Consider the following 14901-nt stretch of genomic DNA (forward strand, 5'->3'; position numbering starts at 1 on the left):
AACGGGCCATGCCCGCGCGTCTGCAAGAACACTATACCAAGTCCGTGCGCGAGGCGCTCACGAAGGAGTTCTCCTACAAGAACCCCTTCGAGGTGCCGAAGCTCGAGAAGATCGTCATCAACATGGGCGTCGGCGAGGCGGTCAACGACCGCAAGGCCGTCGATGGCGCCGTGGCCGACCTGACGGCGATCACCGGCCAGAAGCCGGTGATCACGCGGTCGCGCAAGTCGATCGCGACCTTCAAGCTGCGTGAAGGCATGGCGATCGGCGCCAAGGTCACGCTGCGGCGCGACCGGATGTACGAATTCATCGATCGCCTGATCAACATCGCCCTGCCGCGCGTTCGCGACTTTCGCGGGCTTAACGGCAAGTCGTTCGACGGCAATGGCAACTACGCCATGGGCCTGAAGGAACAGATCGTGTTTCCTGAAATCGACTACGACAAGGTCGACCAGGTGCGCGGTATGGACATCATCATCTGCACGACGGCGAAGACGGATGCGGAAGCCAGGTCGCTTCTCCGTGCTTTCGACTTCCCGTTCGTGAACTGAGGCCGGAGAAACACATGGCCAAGACTAGCTCGGTCGAGAAGAACAACCGGCGTGCAAAGTTGGCGAAGCAATACGCCGGCAAGCGCGCCAAGCTGAAGGCGATGGCGGTCGACGACAAGTTGACGCCGGAGGAGCGCTTCGGGGCCCGCCTGAAGCTGGCGGAGCTGCCGCGCAACTCGTCGCCGACTCGCGTCCGCAATCGGTGCGAACTCACGGGCCGCCCGCGGGCCGTGTATCGCAAGTTCAAGCTGTCGCGCGTTGCGCTGCGTCAGCTGGCGTCGCTGGGTGCTCTGCCCGGCGTCGTGAAGTCGAGCTGGTAAACGGGGACCGTAGACCATGGCGATGACAGATCCCGTCGGCGATTTGCTGACCCGCATCCGCAACGGCCAGTCGGCGCGCCTCGACAGCGTGACGGCTCCCGCCTCGCGGCTCCGGTCGAGTGTTCTCGATGTGCTCCAGCGCGAGGGTTACATCCGCGGCTGGTTCGAGGAAGAGCTGCGCCCCGGCGTGAAGGAGCTCCGCATCGAGCTCAAGTATGACAACGGCCGTCCGGTCATCAAGGAGATCAAGCGTGTCTCCACGCCGGGCCGCCGCGTCTATTCCAAGATCCGCGAGCTGCCGCGCCACTTCAACGGCCTCGGCATCTCGATCCTTTCCACGCCGCGCGGTGTCATGTCCGACGCCGAGGCGCGGGCCGCCAATGTCGGCGGCGAAGTCATCTGCAAGGTGTTCTGACCATGTCGCGCGTCGGTAAAAATCCGGTCGCCATCCCGGCCGGTGTCACCATCGAGCTCAAGGGCCAGCACCTGAAGGCCAAGGGCAAGCGGGGCGAACTGGAGCTCATGGTCCATGACGACGTCTCCGTCGCCAAGGAGGCCGAGGGCCTGGTCTTCAAGCCGCGGAACGAGAGCCGCCGCGCCCGCATGCAGTGGGGCACGGCTCGCAACCTGGCGAGCAATGTCGTGCGCGGCGTGTCCGACGGGTTCACCATCAACCTCGAGATCAACGGCGTGGGCTATCGCGCCGCGGCCGACGCCAAGATGCTGAAGATGCAGCTCGGCTTCAGCCACGATGTCGAGATTCCCATTCCGGCCGGCATCCAGATCAAGGCTCTCAAGCCGACCGAGATCGAGATTTCCGGCGCCGATCGTCAGCGCGTGGGCCAGATTGCGGCCGAGATCCGCAGCCTGCGTCCGCCCGAGCCGTACAAGGGCAAGGGCATCAAGTACTCGACCGAGACGATCCGGCGCAAGGAAGGCAAGAAGAAGTAGAGGCGAGAGAACCATGTCCGACCGCAATGCTCTTTTCGCCCGCCGCCAGCGGCGCACGCGCTACGCGCTGCGCCAGGCCGCCGGCGGCCGCCCGCGCCTCAGCGTTTTCCGCTCGGGCAAGCACATTTATGCCCAGGTCATTGACGACCGTAAGGGCGTGACCCTGGCCGCCGCCTCGTCGCTCGACAAGGACGTCCGGGGCTCGCTCAAGACCGGCGCCGACAAGGGCGCTGCCGCCGAAGTTGGCAAGCTGATCGCCGCCCGTGCCGTTGCGGCCGGCGTGAAGGAAGTCATCTTCGACCGCGGTGGCTACACGTATCACGGCCGCGTCGCTGCGCTGGCCAATGCCGCCCGTGAGGGCGGTCTGTCGTTCTGATCGGGAGTTAGAATATGGCTCGTTCACCCGGCGGTTCCGGCCGTTCCCCGCGCGATCGCGATCGGAGCCGTGACCGCGACGAGGACAATGAACTGACCGACAAGCTGGTCACGATCAATCGCGTCGCGAAGGTCGTGAAGGGCGGTCGTCGCTTCGCCTTTGCCGCCATCGTCGTCGTCGGCGACCAGCGCGGCCGTGTCGGTCACGGTGCCGGCAAGGCGCGTGAGGTTCCCGAGGCGATCCGCAAGGCCACCGAGGCGGCCAAGCGCGGCCTGATCCGCGTGCCTCTGCGTGACGGTCGCACGCTGCATCATGACGTCAAGGGACGCTTCGGTGCCGGCAAGGTGACGCTCCGCGCCGCCCCGGCCGGTACCGGCATCATCGCCGGCGGCCCGATGCGCGCGATCTTCGAGACGCTGGGCATCAAGGACATCGTCGCCAAGTCGGTCGGGACCTCCAACCCGCACAACATGATCAAGGCGACGTTCAAGGCGCTCGAGCTGCTCAACTCGCCGCGCATGGTCGCCACCCGCCGCGGCAAGAAGGTCGGCGACCTTCTCGGCCGCCGTGACGAGACGACCGCGGAAGCGGCGGCTTAAGGAACCGGACCATGGCCAAGACAGTCAAGATCACCCAGACCGGCAGCCACATCGGCCGCACGGACGACCAGCGCGCGACGCTGATCGGCCTGGGGCTCAACAAGCGTCACCGCACCCGCGAGCTCGTGGATACGCCTGAGGTTCGCGGCATGATCAACAAGGTGCGCCACCTCGTGCGCGTCGAAGAGGAAGCGCGCTAAGGCCCTGAGGCCGCGGCGCGGAGGTAATTACCATGAGACTGAACCAGATCTCGGACAACCCGGGCGCCCGCAAGGGCCGCATGCGTGTCGGCCGCGGTATCGGCTCCGGCAAGGGCAAGACCGCCGGTCGCGGCGTCAAGGGTCAGAAGTCCCGTACCGGCGTCGCCATCAAGGGCTTCGAGGGCGGCCAGATGCCGCTCTACCGCCGCATCCCGAAGCGCGGTTTCCGTCCGCCGCACCAGAAGAGCTACCAGGTGGTCAACCTCGGCACGCTCCAGAAGGCGATCGACGACAGGAAGCTGGACGCCGGCAAGCTGATCGACGCCGAGGCGATGCTGGCCGCGGGCCTGTTCAAGAACGCCGCGGACGGTGTCCGCCTTCTTGGCAAGGGCGAGATCAAGACCAAGATCGAAGTGAAGGTCGCGGGCGCCTCGGCGTCGGCGATCGCCGCGGTCGAGAAGGCCGGCGGCAAGGTCGAACTCCCGCCCAAGCCCGTGGCCGAAGCGGCCTGATCCGGACGGCGTCAACGGGGGCGTCGCTTCCCCCTTGTGTCGTTCACGCGTGAGGTTCCATGGCATCCGCCGCCGAGCAACTTGCTTCCAACCTGAACTGGGGTTCGATCGGTAGGGCGACCGAGCTGAAGAAGCGGCTGTGGTTCACCGTGGCCGCGCTCGTCGTCTTCCGCATCGGTGCCTACATTCCGGTCCCCGGCGTCGATCCGGCCGCCCTGGCCGAGATCTTCAAGCAGAATGCCGGTGGCATCGCGGGACTGCTGGACGTGTTCTCCGGCGGCTCGATCGGCCGCATGTCGGTGCTGGCGCTCAGCATCATGCCGTACATCTCGGCGTCCATCATCATGCAGATCCTGACGACGGTGGTGCCGTCGCTCGAGGCGCTGAAGAAGGAAGGCGAGGCCGGCCGGAAGAAGATCAACCAGTACACCCGCTACGGCACGGTGATACTGGCGACCTTCCAGGCCTATGGCATTGCCGTGGGGCTCGAAAGCCAAGTGGCGGCCGCCGGACCGGTGGTGATCGATCCGGGCATCTTTTTCCGCTTCGTCACAATCATAACGCTGGTCGGCGGCACCCTGTTCCTGATGTGGCTGGGCGAGCAGATCACGGCCCGCGGCGTCGGCAACGGCGTCTCGCTGATCATCTTTGCCGGCATCGTCGCGGCCCTGCCGGACGCGCTGGTGCAGACCCTCGAACTGGGCCGGACGGGCGCCCTGTCGGCGCTGTTCATCATCGCCCTGGTGGTGGGCATCGTGCTCGTGGTGGCGGTGGTCGTCTTCGTCGAGACCGCCCAACGACGGATCGTCGTGCAGTATCCCAAGCGCCAGGTGGGCAACCGCATGTATGGTGGCGAAGCCTCGCATCTGCCGCTGAAGATCAATACCGCCGGCGTCATCCCGCCGATCTTCGCCTCTTCGCTGCTGCTTTTCCCGGCGACCATCGCGTCGTTCCAGGGTAATTCCGGCGAACCGGGCTGGATGCAGTGGATGTCGACCTATCTCGGTCACGGCCAGCCGCTCTATTTGTTTGCCTATATCGGCCTGATCGTCTTCTTCTGCTTCTTCTACACGACCGTTGTGTTCAATCCGACCGACACGGCCGACAATCTGAAGAAGAACGGCGGCTTCATTCCGGGCATCCGTCCCGGCAAGAACACGGCCGAGTATCTCGAGTACATCCTGAACCGGCTGACGGTGATCGGCGCGCTGTACCTCTCGGCGGTCTGTATCCTGCCGGAACTGCTGATCGCCCGCGGTGGCGTGCCCTTCTACTTCGGCGGCACCAGCCTCCTGATCGTGGTTTCGGTCACGCTCGACACCGTGACCCAGGTGCAGGCGCATCTGCTGGCTCACCAGTATGAGGGCCTCATCAAGAAGGCCCGCCTGAGGGGCAAGGGCCGATGAACATCATTCTTCTGGGACCGCCGGGCGCCGGCAAGGGCACGCAGGCGCAGCGGCTGCAGCAGGAGCGGGGGCTGATCCAGCTCTCGACCGGCGACATGCTGCGGGCTGCCGTGGCCTCGGGCAGCGAGCTCGGCCAGAAGGCCAAGGGCATCATGGAGCGGGGCGAGCTCGTCCCGGACGAGCTGATGGTCGGCCTGATCAAGGATCGAATCGCCCAGCCGGACTGTGCCAAGGGGTTCATCCTCGACGGTTTCCCGCGGACCGAGGCCCAGGCCAAGGCTCTGGACAAGATGCTGACCGAGACGGGCAAGAAGCTCGATCGGGTCATCGAGATGGAAGTCGACGAGAAGGCGCTGACCGAGCGCGTCGTCGGCCGGTTCTCCTGTGCCAAGTGCGGCGCGGGCTATCACGACAAGTTCAAGCGGCCTAAGGCCGACGGTGTCTGCGACGTCTGCGGGGCGACGGAATTCACCCGCCGCAAGGACGACAATGCAGAGACGATGAAGACTCGCATGGCCGCCTACCGGGCTCAAACCGAGCCCTTGTTGCCCTACTACAGCACCCGGGGGGTGCTGCGGAAGGTCGACGGGATGGCCGCGATGGACGAAGTTTACCGTCAGATCACGGGAGTTCTGGCGGGGACTTGACAAGAGTTAGTTCCATTGACTCGGGGGCGCGGGTACATATAATCGCGCGCTTTTCCGGGGCCAGCGGAACTGTGACGGGCGCGCGCGAGCGCGCCATAAGTCTTTGAAGGAGTTGGGACTTTGGCTCGTATAGCCGGTGTGAACATTCCGACCGCCAAGCGTGTCGTGATCGGACTTCAGTACATCCACGGGATCGGTGCGGCGAAAGCCAAGGAGATCTGTGGAAAAGTGGGGATCGACGAGTCGCGGCGCGTGAACACGCTGAGCGACGACGAGGTCATCCGCATCCGCGAGACCATCGACCGCGACTACACGGTCGAGGGCGATCTGCGTCGTGAAGTGGCGATGAACATCAAGCGTCTGATGGACCTCGCCTGCTATCGCGGGCTGCGCCATCGTCGCGGCCTGCCCGTCCATGGCCAGCGCACGCATACGAATGCGCGCACCCGCAAGGGTCCGGCCAAGCCGATTGCCGGCAAGAAAAAAGTGACGAAGTAAGAGGGGATAGAGGTCATGGCCAAAGCTGCAGCTGCCGCCGCGCGTCCCCGTCGCAAGGAACGCAAGAACATCATCGCCGGCGTCGCTCACGTGAACGCCTCGTTCAACAACACGATCGTCACGATCACCGACGCGCAGGGCAACGCGATTGCCTGGTCGTCGTCGGGCCAGCAGGGCTTCAAGGGGTCGCGCAAGTCGACCCCGTTCGCCGCGCAGATGGCCGCCGAAGGCGCCGGTCGCAAGGCGATGGAGCACGGCATGCGCACGATCGAGATCCTCGTGCGCGGTCCGGGTTCGGGCCGTGAGTCGGCGCTGCGCGCGCTGCAGGCCGTCGGCCTCGCCGTGACGTCGATCCGCGACGTGACGCCGATCCCGCACAACGGCTGCCGGCCGCCGAAGCGCCGCCGCGTCTGATTTCGGGTGGAGGCGGCGCTCCGGCGCCGCCCGCTCTTGGGGAATGTATGGCGGGTCCTGAGGGATTCGCTCGAACCGGTCTAGAGGGGTAGCCCACGTGCTTCAGAAGAACTGGCAGGACCTGATCAAGCCGGAGAAGCTTGTCACCGAAGCCGGCGTCGATCCCGGTCGCGTCGCGACCATCGTCGCCGAGCCGCTCGAGCGCGGTTTCGGTCTCACGCTCGGCAACGCGCTGCGTCGTGTTCTCTTGTCGTCTCTCCAGGGTGCCGCCGTCACGTCGATCAAGATCGACAACGTGCTGCATGAGTTCTCGTCGATTCCGGGCGTCCGCGAGGACGTGGTCGACATCGTGCTGAACATCAAGGCGATGGCCGTGAAGATGCAGGGCGACCGCCCGCAGCGTCTTTACCTGCGCGCGGTCGGCCCCGGCGAAGTCACCGCCGGCATGATCGAGCTGCCCGGCGACGTCCAGATCATGGATCCGAAGCACCTGATCTGCACGCTCGACGACGGCGCCTCGATCTCGATGGAACTGATGGTCGCCACCGGCAAGGGCTACATCCCGGCCTCGGCGAACCGTCCGGAAGACGCGCCGATCGGCCTGATTCCGGTCGACTCGGTGTTCAGCCCGGTGAAGCGCGTTTCCTACAAGATCGAGAACAGCCGCGTCGGCCAGGTCACCGACTACGATCGCCTGTCGATGACGGTCGAGACCAACGGCACCACGATGCCGGCCGATGCGGTGGCGCTCGCCGCCCGCATCCTGCAGGACCAGCTGCAGCTCTTCATCAACTTCGAGGAGCCGCGCGAAGTCCGCAAGGAAGAGCAGCAGGACGACTTCCCGTTCAACCGCAACCTGCTGCGCAAGGTCGACGAGCTCGAACTGTCGGTGCGTTCGGCCAACTGCCTGAAGAACGACAACATCATCTACATCGGCGATCTGGTTCAGAAGACCGAGGCGGAGATGCTGCGCACCCCGAACTTCGGGCGCAAGTCGCTGAACGAGATCAAGGAAGTGCTGGCCGGCATGGGCCTCCACCTGGGTATGGAAATCCCGGGCTGGCCGCCGGACAACATCGAGGAAATGGCCAAGCGGCTGGAAGAGCCGTACTAGGCCGGTAGAAGGAAATAAGTCATGCGTCACAACAATCGCGGCCGGAAGTTCCACCGCACGGCTGAGCATCGCAAGGCGATGTTCATGAATCTCGCCGGTGCTCTCATTAAGCACGAGCAGATCACGACCACGCTGCACAAGGCGAAGGACCTGCGTCCGATCGTCGAGAAGCTGGTCACGCTCGGCAAGCGCGGCGGTCTGCATGCGCGTCGTCAGGCGATCGGCTTCCTGCGCGATCCCTACATCGCCGACAAGCTGTTCACCACGCTGGGCCCGCGCTACTCCAAGCGCAACGGCGGATACCTGCGCGTCCTCAAGGCCGGCTACCGCTTCGGCGATGCCGCCGAGATGGCCGTGATCGAGTTCGTCGAGCGCGACACCTCGGCCAAGGGCCAGGACAGCGGCCCCTCGGCCGACAAGAGCGAGCAGCAGGAAGCGGCGTAAGCCTCTGCCGCTCGAGCCGTTTGAAAACGCCCGGTCCAAGGACCGGGCGTTTTTCTTTGTCGGGGCGCGGGTCTCCGTGGCGTGCCTTCTCGCCTCCTGGAGATGATGCGTCACTGGAGTGGGGCGCCCCCAGCGAACATACTTCCGCAATGTCCTTTACGTTTCGCCTCGCACGCCCATCAGAAGCCGCCGACGCCGACCGCGTCCTGCGCGCGGCCTTCACGCCCTACCTTCGCAGGCTCGGGCGCGAAATGCCGCCCGGCTATTACGGGTGGCTTCCGGCCTCGATCGAGCGCGGCGATCTGTTCGTGGCGGACGAAGGCGGCGTGGTCGTCGGCGTTGCGGCGACCGAGCGGCGCGACAGGGAACTGTTCCTCGATCGGCTCGCCGTGGATCCGGCTAAGCAGGGCACGGGCCTCGGGCGCTGGCTGCTGCAACGGCTCGACGAGGTGGGAACCGCGCGAGGAGACCACTCCCTCTCGCTGATCACCGCCGAGATGATGGTTCATCTCGTCAAACTCTACGCCAGCCATGGCTTCGAGATCGTCCACCGCGGACCGCCGGACCACGGCAAGGACGCGCACATCCGCGTCCACATGGTGAAGAAGCTGTAGGAGGCCCTTGCAGGCCTCAGAACTGCTCCGCAGGGAGCGCGAACACCGTCCGTCCCGCCGCCTTGAGCGGGCCCAGTTCGGCCAGCGCCGGCGGCAGGATCACTTCGGCATAGAAGCGGGCCGTCACCAGCTTGGCTTCGAGGAAGGCGGGATCCCCATCGCGCGCGGCCAGCTTCGTCTGGGCCACCAGGGCGCTGCGGGCCAGCAGCCAGCCGCCCAGCGCGGTGCCGGCCAGCCGCAGGAACGGCACCGAGCCCGCCAGCGCGTTCACCAGCTCGGCCTTGACCGAGTGGGCGACCCATTTGGTCGCGTCTTCGAGCGCATCGGCGGCGGCAACGAGGCCGGCACGAATGGCTTCGAGATCGTCGCCGGGGGCCGCCTTCATCGCCTCGGCGGTGGCGCGCATCTCGGCGACCAGCGCCAGCATGGTCTCGCCGCCGTCCTTGGCGACTTTTCGGCCGACCAGGTCGCGCGCCTGGATGCCGTTGGTGCCTTCGTAGATCGGCAGGATGCGGGCGTCGCGCAGGTGCTGGGCGGCACCGGTCTCCTCGACGAAGCCCATGCCGCCGTGGATCTGTACGCCCGTCGAGGCGATTTCGTTGCCGAGGTCGGTGAACCACGCCTTCACGATCGGGATCAGCAGATCGACGCGATCCTGGATCTTGCGGCTCGTCTCCCTGTCCGGCTGCTTCAGCGCACCGTCGATGCCCGCGGCCGTGTAGTAGCCCAAGGCGCGCATTGCCTCGATCTGGGACCGCATGCTCATCAGCATGCGGCGCACGTCGGCATGATGGACGATCGATACCGAGGCCGGCTTCGGGCTGCCGTCGTCCTTGGACTGGACGCGGTTGCGCGCGAAGGCGGCGGCCTGCTGGTAGGCGCGCTCGGCAATCGCCAGGCCCTGGATGCCGACGGACAGGCGGGCGTTGTTCATCATCGTGAACATGTAGGAAAGGCCGCGGCCTTCCTCGCCGACGAGATAGCCGACCGCACCGCCATCGTCGCCGAACGACATCACGCAGGTCGGGCTCGCATGGATGCCGAGCTTGTGCTCGAGCGACACGCAGCGCAGGTCGTTGCGCTTGCCCGGCTTGCCGTCTTCGCCCGGCAGATACTTCGGCACGATGAACAGCGAGATGCCGCGCACGCCGGCCGGCGCGTCGGGCGTCCGCGCCAGCACCAGGTGCACGATGTTCTCGGCCATGTCGTGTTCGCCGTAGGTGATGAAGATTTTCTGGCCGCTGACGAGATAATGGTCGCCGTTCTTCACCGCCCGGCTCTTGAGCTGGCCGAGGTCGGAGCCGGCCTGCGGCTCCGTCAGGTTCATCGTCCCGGTCCACTCGCCCGAGATCATCTTGGGCAGGTAGGTCGCCTTCTGAGCCTCCGACCCGTGATGATGGATGGCGTCGATCGCACCCTGGTTCAGCAGCAGCACCAGGCCGAAGCCCATGTTGGCGGCCTGCCACATCTCCTGAACCGTCGTGGCCAGCAGCCAGGGCATACCCTGGCCGCCGAATTCCGGATCGAAGGGCAGCGAGTTCCAGCCGCCTTCGACGAATTCCTTGTAGATGGCGGCGAAGCCCGGGGCGGTGCGCACCACGCCGTTCTCCAGCCTGGCGCCGACCTTGTCGCCCTCGCGGTTGAGCGGGGCGAGGCCATTGCCGGCCAGTTTGGCGGCCTCCTCGAGCACGGCGTCGATCGTGTCGTCCGTGGCGTGCTCGTAGCCGGGCAGGGCGGCAACGCCGGAAAGGCCAGCCACTTCGCGCAGTGCGAAACGCATGTCGGCCAGCGGGGCGGTGTAGGTCATGTGAATTCCTCCGGTCCGCAATATGGCGCGCTCGGTCGCTTTTGGCGACCGGCTCGGCTATTTAGGAGACCACATGACACACACAGTCCTGCTGTCGATCGACGGCCCCATCGCCACCATCACGCTGAACGATCCGGCCAAGCACAATCGCCTCAATCCCGACGGATTGAAGCTGCTGCGCGAGGCGGTGGAGACGGTGGACGCGGATCCAAATGTGCGCGCGACCGTCATCACCGGTGCCGGCGACAAGACCTTCTGCTCCGGCTACGACCTGGGCTCGATCCCGGCCGGGGAACGCAAGGACGAGGGCGGCGACAATACTTTCGAAGTCGTCATGGACCGCATCGAGGCGATGCGCATGCCGACCCTGTGTGCACTGAACGGCGGCGTTTACGGCGGAGCCACGGACCTGGCGCTGGCCTGCGACTTCCGGCTCGGCGTGAAGGGCATGCGCTTCTTCATGCCGGCGGCGCGCTTCGGCCTGCACTATTACCCGAGCGGCTTGCGTCGCTATACGCAGAAGGTGAGCCCCAGCTTCGCCAAGCGCGCCTTCCTGCTCTCCGAGGACTTCCACGACACCGAGCTTCTCGCAGTCGGCTATCTCGACTGGCTGGTCGAGAGGGCGGAGTTCCGGGAGAAAGTGGCCGAGAAGGCCGCGCGGCTGGCAGGCCTCGCACCCCTGTCCATGTCGGGCATGAAACGGGCGATCGAGCAGTACGCCCAGGCCGCCCCCGATATGTCCGCCATCCGCCAGACCCAGCGTGCCTGCGCGACGTCCGACGATCTCAAGGAGGGGCTGGCGGCACTCGGCGAGAGGCGCACCCCGGCCTTCAAGGGCCGCTGAAGAATGCGGCTCCGGCACCTTCGCGTGCCGGTTGTCGCAAGATTGCCGTGATTCAGTGCAGGATGCCGGCAACATCTGAGGCCGTGCCGCCATCGGGCGGCCGGTGTATTCTGCAGACAGGGCGGCGACATTCGAGGGCCGCTGAACCGAAGACGAGATGCAACGCCGCCTAGCCGCCATCGTCCATGCCGACCTCGCCGGGTTCACCCGGATGATGGAAGGCGCGGAGACACGCACCTTCCGCCATCTCAAGTCGGCCCAGACCGAGGTCTGGCGTCCGGCGATCGATTCCGGCCGCGGTCGCCTCGTGGGCACCGCAGGCGATGCCATGCTGGCCGAATTCGGCTCCGCCGTGTCGGCGGTAGCCGCCGCGATCGACATCCAGGAACGGATGGCGCGCTTCAATGAGGCCCTGAGCGAGGAGCAGCGCATGCTGTTCCGCATCGGCGTCCACCTCGGAGAAGTGATCATCGATGACGAAGACCAGAACATCTTCGGCGACGGTGTGAATCTGGCTGCCCGCATCCAGACCCTGGCCGAGCCGGGTGGTATCGCGGTGTCGCGGGCCGTGCGCGATCTTGTCGAACTCCGGGTCGAGTACGTCTTCCACGACGGCGGCGAGCACCAGCTGAAGAACGTCAGCCGTGCGGTACAGGTCTTCCACGTGCGCCCGGCCAAGCTCATGTCGCCCGGCACCACGACGCGCATGGTGCCGCAGATCACGCTGCGCTTCGAAGGTCCCGATTCGGCCGGCCGCAAGCATACGTTCGAAGTGTCGATGGAAAAGCTGGTCGGACAGTCCCAGGGCATGTGCATCGGCCGTGCCGCGGATCAGTGCGAGCTGGTGGTGCCACACCCGACCGTGTCGCGGCGCCATGCGAAGCTCAGCCTCGCGGGCGAGGCGCTGCAGGTCGAGGACCTCGGTTCGACCAACGGCTCGGCGGTCAACGGGGTGCTCCTCAAGGCCGGTGCGCCGGTCGCCCTTCAGGCAGGATCCAAGCTGCGGCTCGGCGATGTCGAGCTGGTCGTTCATCATACCTAGGGGCGGGCATCGCCCATGAACGAGCCCACGAAAATCGCCGGTGCCACGCCGCCCGAAGCCGAGGTCGACTACGTCTCGCTGAAGGCCGGCCAGACGATCGGCCGCTACGAGATCGTGTCCGTGCTGGGACAGGGCGGGTTCGGCATCACCTACCGCGCCCGCGATGTGCAGCTCGGTCGCGAAGTGGCGATCAAGGAATACCTGCCCTCGGCGCTGGCCGTGCGCCAGGACGGCTCGACCGTGTTGCCGCGCACCACCAAGATGGCCGACGATTTCGGCTGGGGTCGCGACCGCTTCGTCACCGAGGGGCGGACGCTCGCCAGCCTGCATCGCGTTCCCGCGATCGTGCAGGTCTTCGACTTCCTCGAAGCCAACGGCACGGCCTACATCGTCATGGAGCTGCTGAGCGGCGCCACGCTCGAGGATCGCATCAGTACGGGTGGCCGGCTGAAGCCCGAGGAAGTCGATCGCATCCTGTGGCCGCTGCTCGACGGGCTGGAGCAGGTCCATGCCGCGGGCTTCCTGCATCGCGACATCAAGCCGGCCAACATCCTGCTCGACGCGGCCGGCAATCCGACGCTGATCGATTTCGGCGCCTCGCGCGCGGCGATGGTCGGCCGCACGGCGGCGATGACGGCGATCTTCACGCCGGGCTATGCGGCGGCCGAGCAGATGACGTCGGCCAAGCAGGGACCCTGGACCGATATCTATGGCCTCGCCGCCACGATCTATCACGCCATCGCCGGCAAGGCGCCGCCCAACGCCTTCGACCGCATGCTCGACGATTCCTACGAGCCGCTGGCGAAGATCGCGCCGCCTGGCTTCTCCTCGGGCCTTCTCGCCGGCATCGATGCGGGCCTCACCGTGACCGCACGCGACCGGCCGCAATCCATTGCCGGCTGGCGGCCGATCCTCGGTATGGCCTCAGCGCCGGAGGCCGGCGCCACGATGGTCATGGGCAAGCATGAAGATCCGGCCCTGGCGCGGGTGTCCGTCCTCGGCCCGGCGACGCCGACCATTTCGGCCGAGGCCGTGCCGACGGGGCCGCCGCCCAAGAGCAAGGCGGGTCTGTGGGCGGGCCTCGCCATGGTGGTATTGCTGGCACTGGGCGGCGGCGGCTACTACGCGATGGCCACACGCGGACCCGATCCGGAGATAGTGAAGGCACGCGCCGCTGCCGAGGCCGCCGATGAAGCGCGCCGCAAGGCGGACGAGGAGGCCGACAAGCTGCGCGCCGAGAAGGCCGAGCGGGAGGCCAAGGCGAAGGCCGAGCAGGACGCGAAGGCAAAGGCCGATCTCGAGGCGAGGCAGAAGGCGGACGCCGAGGCCGCAAAGCGCAAGTTCGAGGAGGATACGCGCCGTAAGATCGAGGCCGAGATCGCGGACAAGAAGCGCGCTGAAGAGGAAGCGCAGCGCAAGGCCGACGAGGAGGCCGCCGCGCGGCAGAAGGCGATCGACGATGCCCGCAAGGCCACGGAGTTCGTCACCGGCAACTTCGATCATTTCGGCAAGACGCTGATGCTGATCGGTCTCAAGGATCGCAGCGGCGAGATCAGGTTGCAGGGCGTCGACAGTGTCGACGACCCGGCGCTGCACAAGCTCGCGGCCGATGCGCTGGCCGCGCAGCCGCGCAACCTGCGCTGCCGGCAGACCGATCGGTTGACCGACGGCACGCCGCTTTATCGCTGCCTGATCACCAAGAGAACCGCCAAGGAAGGGCTGGCGGACATTCCCGATTCCGATCGCGACGATCTCGCCTTGGTCCTGGTGCGGACCGGACTGCTGCTCGCCTCGTGCGACGCGCCGCGCTCCTATGCGGATGCTGAGGACGATGCTCGTGGCAGCAAGCAATATCTTTGGAGTAGAGTGACCGTCCCTGAATACAAACGGAGATGCACGAGATGACCGCATTGACTGATGCCACGGCCTATCCCTCCGTAAGGAAGATTGCGCTGAGGATCGTGGGTGTGATGGCAGCCCTCGGGCTCGCAGCCGCCTGTACGAACGATCGCGGCCAGCCGACCAACCAGACGACGGGTACCGTCATGGGCGCGGCGCTGGGAGGTGTCGTGGGCGGCCTCGCTTTCGGATCGGTCGGCGGTGCTGTCGGGGGCGCGCTGGTGGGCGGCTTGGCGGGCAATCTCGTGGGCAGGGCGCTCGATGAGCAAGAGCGGCGCCGGCTGGCCGAAGCGACGCAGAATGCCTTTGTCGCCGAGAACAATGTGCCGACCACCTATACGGTCGAGTCGACCAAGACCTCCTCGTCGTCCTCGACGCAGGCGCCGCCGACCGTCGTGAGCGCCAAGCCGGTCGCGCCGGCGAGCAGCCGTGCCGATGGCAGCACCTGCCGCCCGATCGAGCTGACGGCAACAAAGAATGGCCAGACCACGACCGAGACGACGACTTTCTGCAAGTCGGCTGGCTCTCAGGAGCTGAAGCCCGTTTCGGTCTGACCGGCCGAACCTTTCCGAGCGGGACGGCCGGCGATCCCCGATCGCCGGCCGTTTTCGTTGCAGCGGGACTGGTCCGCGCGACACAACTCCGTCATTTTCCTGGGCGAGG

The 14901-nt window shown here is 66.2% G+C and carries 20 protein-coding genes; 19 read left to right on the forward strand and 1 reads right to left on the reverse strand.

Features of this window, described 5'->3' with window-relative positions; genetic code table 11:
- Positions 1 to 8: 8 nt before the first annotated feature.
- From rplE to LJ725_RS19210, 15 genes are all read left to right on the forward strand, one after another.
- Positions 9 to 551, forward strand: coding sequence for a 50S ribosomal protein L5 (rplE, locus tag LJ725_RS19140; RefSeq protein ID WP_230552243.1), 543 nt, complete (start codon positions 9 to 11; stop codon positions 549 to 551).
- 14 nt (positions 552 to 565) lie between these two features.
- Positions 566 to 871 (forward strand): 30S ribosomal protein S14, encoded by a 306-nt coding sequence (gene rpsN / locus LJ725_RS19145; RefSeq protein WP_230552246.1) that lies wholly within the window; start codon positions 566 to 568, stop codon positions 869 to 871.
- A 16-nt stretch (positions 872 to 887) separates the two neighbouring features.
- Positions 888 to 1286 (forward strand): 30S ribosomal protein S8, encoded by a 399-nt coding sequence (rpsH, locus tag LJ725_RS19150; protein WP_068188017.1) that lies wholly within the window; start codon positions 888 to 890, stop codon positions 1284 to 1286.
- A 2-nt stretch (positions 1287 to 1288) separates the two neighbouring features.
- Positions 1289 to 1822, forward strand: a complete 534-nt coding sequence (gene rplF / locus LJ725_RS19155) for a 50S ribosomal protein L6 (protein ID WP_230552247.1) — start codon at positions 1289 to 1291, stop codon at positions 1820 to 1822.
- Positions 1823 to 1835: 13 nt separating this feature from the next.
- A complete protein-coding gene (gene rplR / locus LJ725_RS19160; protein WP_230552250.1) occupies positions 1836 to 2198 on the forward strand; it encodes a 50S ribosomal protein L18 in 363 nt (120 codons plus the stop codon).
- Between the two features lie 14 nt (positions 2199 to 2212).
- The gene (gene rpsE / locus LJ725_RS19165; RefSeq protein WP_230552254.1) at positions 2213 to 2797 is read left to right on the forward strand and encodes a 30S ribosomal protein S5; all 585 of its coding nucleotides are present in this window, start codon (positions 2213 to 2215) and stop codon (positions 2795 to 2797) included.
- A gap of 11 nt (positions 2798 to 2808) precedes the next feature.
- A complete protein-coding gene (rpmD, locus tag LJ725_RS19170) occupies positions 2809 to 2997 on the forward strand; it encodes a 50S ribosomal protein L30 (RefSeq protein ID WP_068188024.1) in 189 nt (62 codons plus the stop codon).
- 32 nt (positions 2998 to 3029) lie between these two features.
- Complete coding sequence (gene rplO, locus LJ725_RS19175; RefSeq protein WP_230552255.1) at positions 3030 to 3509, forward strand: 50S ribosomal protein L15; 480 nt, start codon at positions 3030 to 3032, stop codon at positions 3507 to 3509.
- 59 nt (positions 3510 to 3568) lie between these two features.
- Complete coding sequence (gene secY / locus LJ725_RS19180; RefSeq protein WP_230552256.1) at positions 3569 to 4915, forward strand: preprotein translocase subunit SecY; 1347 nt, start codon at positions 3569 to 3571, stop codon at positions 4913 to 4915.
- Positions 4912 to 5562 (forward strand): adenylate kinase, encoded by a 651-nt coding sequence (locus tag LJ725_RS19185; RefSeq protein WP_230552258.1) that lies wholly within the window; start codon positions 4912 to 4914, stop codon positions 5560 to 5562. Before secY ends, LJ725_RS19185 begins: the two co-directional genes overlap by 4 nt.
- Positions 5563 to 5682: 120 nt before the next feature.
- Positions 5683 to 6060: a 30S ribosomal protein S13 gene (gene rpsM / locus LJ725_RS19190; protein ID WP_230552260.1), complete on the forward strand. Its 378-nt coding sequence runs from the start codon at positions 5683 to 5685 to the stop codon at positions 6058 to 6060.
- A 15-nt stretch (positions 6061 to 6075) separates the two neighbouring features.
- Positions 6076 to 6474 (forward strand): 30S ribosomal protein S11, encoded by a 399-nt coding sequence (gene rpsK, locus LJ725_RS19195; protein ID WP_230552262.1) that lies wholly within the window; start codon positions 6076 to 6078, stop codon positions 6472 to 6474.
- A 64-nt stretch (positions 6475 to 6538) separates the two neighbouring features.
- Complete coding sequence (locus tag LJ725_RS19200; protein WP_408015757.1) at positions 6539 to 7588, forward strand: DNA-directed RNA polymerase subunit alpha; 1050 nt, start codon at positions 6539 to 6541, stop codon at positions 7586 to 7588.
- Positions 7589 to 7609: 21 nt separating this feature from the next.
- Complete coding sequence (gene rplQ, locus LJ725_RS19205) at positions 7610 to 8032, forward strand: 50S ribosomal protein L17 (protein ID WP_230552263.1); 423 nt, start codon at positions 7610 to 7612, stop codon at positions 8030 to 8032.
- A 149-nt stretch (positions 8033 to 8181) separates the two neighbouring features.
- Positions 8182 to 8646: a GNAT family N-acetyltransferase gene (locus tag LJ725_RS19210; RefSeq protein WP_230552265.1), complete on the forward strand. Its 465-nt coding sequence runs from the start codon at positions 8182 to 8184 to the stop codon at positions 8644 to 8646.
- Positions 8647 to 8662: 16 nt separating this feature from the next.
- Here LJ725_RS19210 and LJ725_RS19215 read toward each other — a convergent pair whose 3' ends face one another.
- Positions 8663 to 10453 (reverse strand): acyl-CoA dehydrogenase, encoded by a 1791-nt coding sequence (locus LJ725_RS19215; protein ID WP_230552266.1) that lies wholly within the window; start codon positions 10451 to 10453, stop codon positions 8663 to 8665.
- 73 nt (positions 10454 to 10526) lie between these two features.
- On the opposite strand from LJ725_RS19215, the gene LJ725_RS19220 reads away from it, so the two are divergent.
- The 4 genes from LJ725_RS19220 (at position 10527) to LJ725_RS19235 (ending at position 14792) form a co-directional block, all read left to right on the forward strand.
- Positions 10527 to 11297 carry an enoyl-CoA hydratase/isomerase family protein gene (locus tag LJ725_RS19220; protein ID WP_230552267.1) on the forward strand — a complete coding sequence of 257 codons (771 nt, stop codon included), beginning with the start codon at positions 10527 to 10529 and terminating at the stop codon, positions 11295 to 11297.
- Between the two features lie 157 nt (positions 11298 to 11454).
- Positions 11455 to 12339, forward strand: a complete 885-nt coding sequence (locus LJ725_RS19225; protein ID WP_230552269.1) for an adenylate/guanylate cyclase domain-containing protein — start codon at positions 11455 to 11457, stop codon at positions 12337 to 12339.
- A 15-nt stretch (positions 12340 to 12354) separates the two neighbouring features.
- A complete protein-coding gene (locus tag LJ725_RS19230; RefSeq protein ID WP_230552274.1) occupies positions 12355 to 14244 on the forward strand; it encodes a serine/threonine protein kinase in 1890 nt (629 codons plus the stop codon).
- Positions 14241 to 14792: a glycine zipper domain-containing protein gene (locus LJ725_RS19235; RefSeq protein WP_230552275.1), complete on the forward strand. Its 552-nt coding sequence runs from the start codon at positions 14241 to 14243 to the stop codon at positions 14790 to 14792. Before LJ725_RS19230 ends, LJ725_RS19235 begins: the two co-directional genes overlap by 4 nt.
- Positions 14793 to 14901: the final 109 nt, after the last annotated feature.

The organism is Reyranella aquatilis (genome assembly GCF_020880995.1).
Classification (GTDB): domain Bacteria; phylum Pseudomonadota; class Alphaproteobacteria; order Reyranellales; family Reyranellaceae; genus Reyranella; species Reyranella aquatilis.

What these genes read in the sequence shown, in the direction of transcription:
- rplF (WP_230552247.1), top strand. Translation starts at nt 1,289, where the DNA reads ATGTCGCGCGTCGGTAAAAATCCGGTCGCCATCCCGGCCGGTGTCACC.
- rpsH (WP_068188017.1), top strand. Translation starts at nt 888, where the DNA reads ATGGCGATGACAGATCCCGTCGGCGATTTGCTGACCCGCATCCGCAAC.
- LJ725_RS19230 (WP_230552274.1), top strand. Translation starts at nt 12,355, where the DNA reads ATGAACGAGCCCACGAAAATCGCCGGTGCCACGCCGCCCGAAGCCGAG.
- rplQ (WP_230552263.1), top strand. Translation starts at nt 7,610, where the DNA reads ATGCGTCACAACAATCGCGGCCGGAAGTTCCACCGCACGGCTGAGCAT.
- LJ725_RS19185 (WP_230552258.1), top strand. Translation starts at nt 4,912, where the DNA reads ATGAACATCATTCTTCTGGGACCGCCGGGCGCCGGCAAGGGCACGCAG.
- rpsN (WP_230552246.1), top strand. Translation starts at nt 566, where the DNA reads ATGGCCAAGACTAGCTCGGTCGAGAAGAACAACCGGCGTGCAAAGTTG.
- rplE (WP_230552243.1), top strand. Translation starts at nt 9, where the DNA reads ATGCCCGCGCGTCTGCAAGAACACTATACCAAGTCCGTGCGCGAGGCG.
- rplO (WP_230552255.1), top strand. Translation starts at nt 3,030, where the DNA reads ATGAGACTGAACCAGATCTCGGACAACCCGGGCGCCCGCAAGGGCCGC.
- LJ725_RS19215 (WP_230552266.1), bottom strand. Translation starts at nt 10,453, where the DNA reads ATGACCTACACCGCCCCGCTGGCCGACATGCGTTTCGCACTGCGCGAA.
- LJ725_RS19210 (WP_230552265.1), top strand. Translation starts at nt 8,182, where the DNA reads ATGTCCTTTACGTTTCGCCTCGCACGCCCATCAGAAGCCGCCGACGCC.
- rplR (WP_230552250.1), top strand. Translation starts at nt 1,836, where the DNA reads ATGTCCGACCGCAATGCTCTTTTCGCCCGCCGCCAGCGGCGCACGCGC.
- rpmD (WP_068188024.1), top strand. Translation starts at nt 2,809, where the DNA reads ATGGCCAAGACAGTCAAGATCACCCAGACCGGCAGCCACATCGGCCGC.
- secY (WP_230552256.1), top strand. Translation starts at nt 3,569, where the DNA reads ATGGCATCCGCCGCCGAGCAACTTGCTTCCAACCTGAACTGGGGTTCG.
- rpsK (WP_230552262.1), top strand. Translation starts at nt 6,076, where the DNA reads ATGGCCAAAGCTGCAGCTGCCGCCGCGCGTCCCCGTCGCAAGGAACGC.
- LJ725_RS19220 (WP_230552267.1), top strand. Translation starts at nt 10,527, where the DNA reads ATGACACACACAGTCCTGCTGTCGATCGACGGCCCCATCGCCACCATC.
- rpsE (WP_230552254.1), top strand. Translation starts at nt 2,213, where the DNA reads ATGGCTCGTTCACCCGGCGGTTCCGGCCGTTCCCCGCGCGATCGCGAT.
- LJ725_RS19225 (WP_230552269.1), top strand. Translation starts at nt 11,455, where the DNA reads ATGCAACGCCGCCTAGCCGCCATCGTCCATGCCGACCTCGCCGGGTTC.
- LJ725_RS19235 (WP_230552275.1), top strand. Translation starts at nt 14,241, where the DNA reads ATGACCGCATTGACTGATGCCACGGCCTATCCCTCCGTAAGGAAGATT.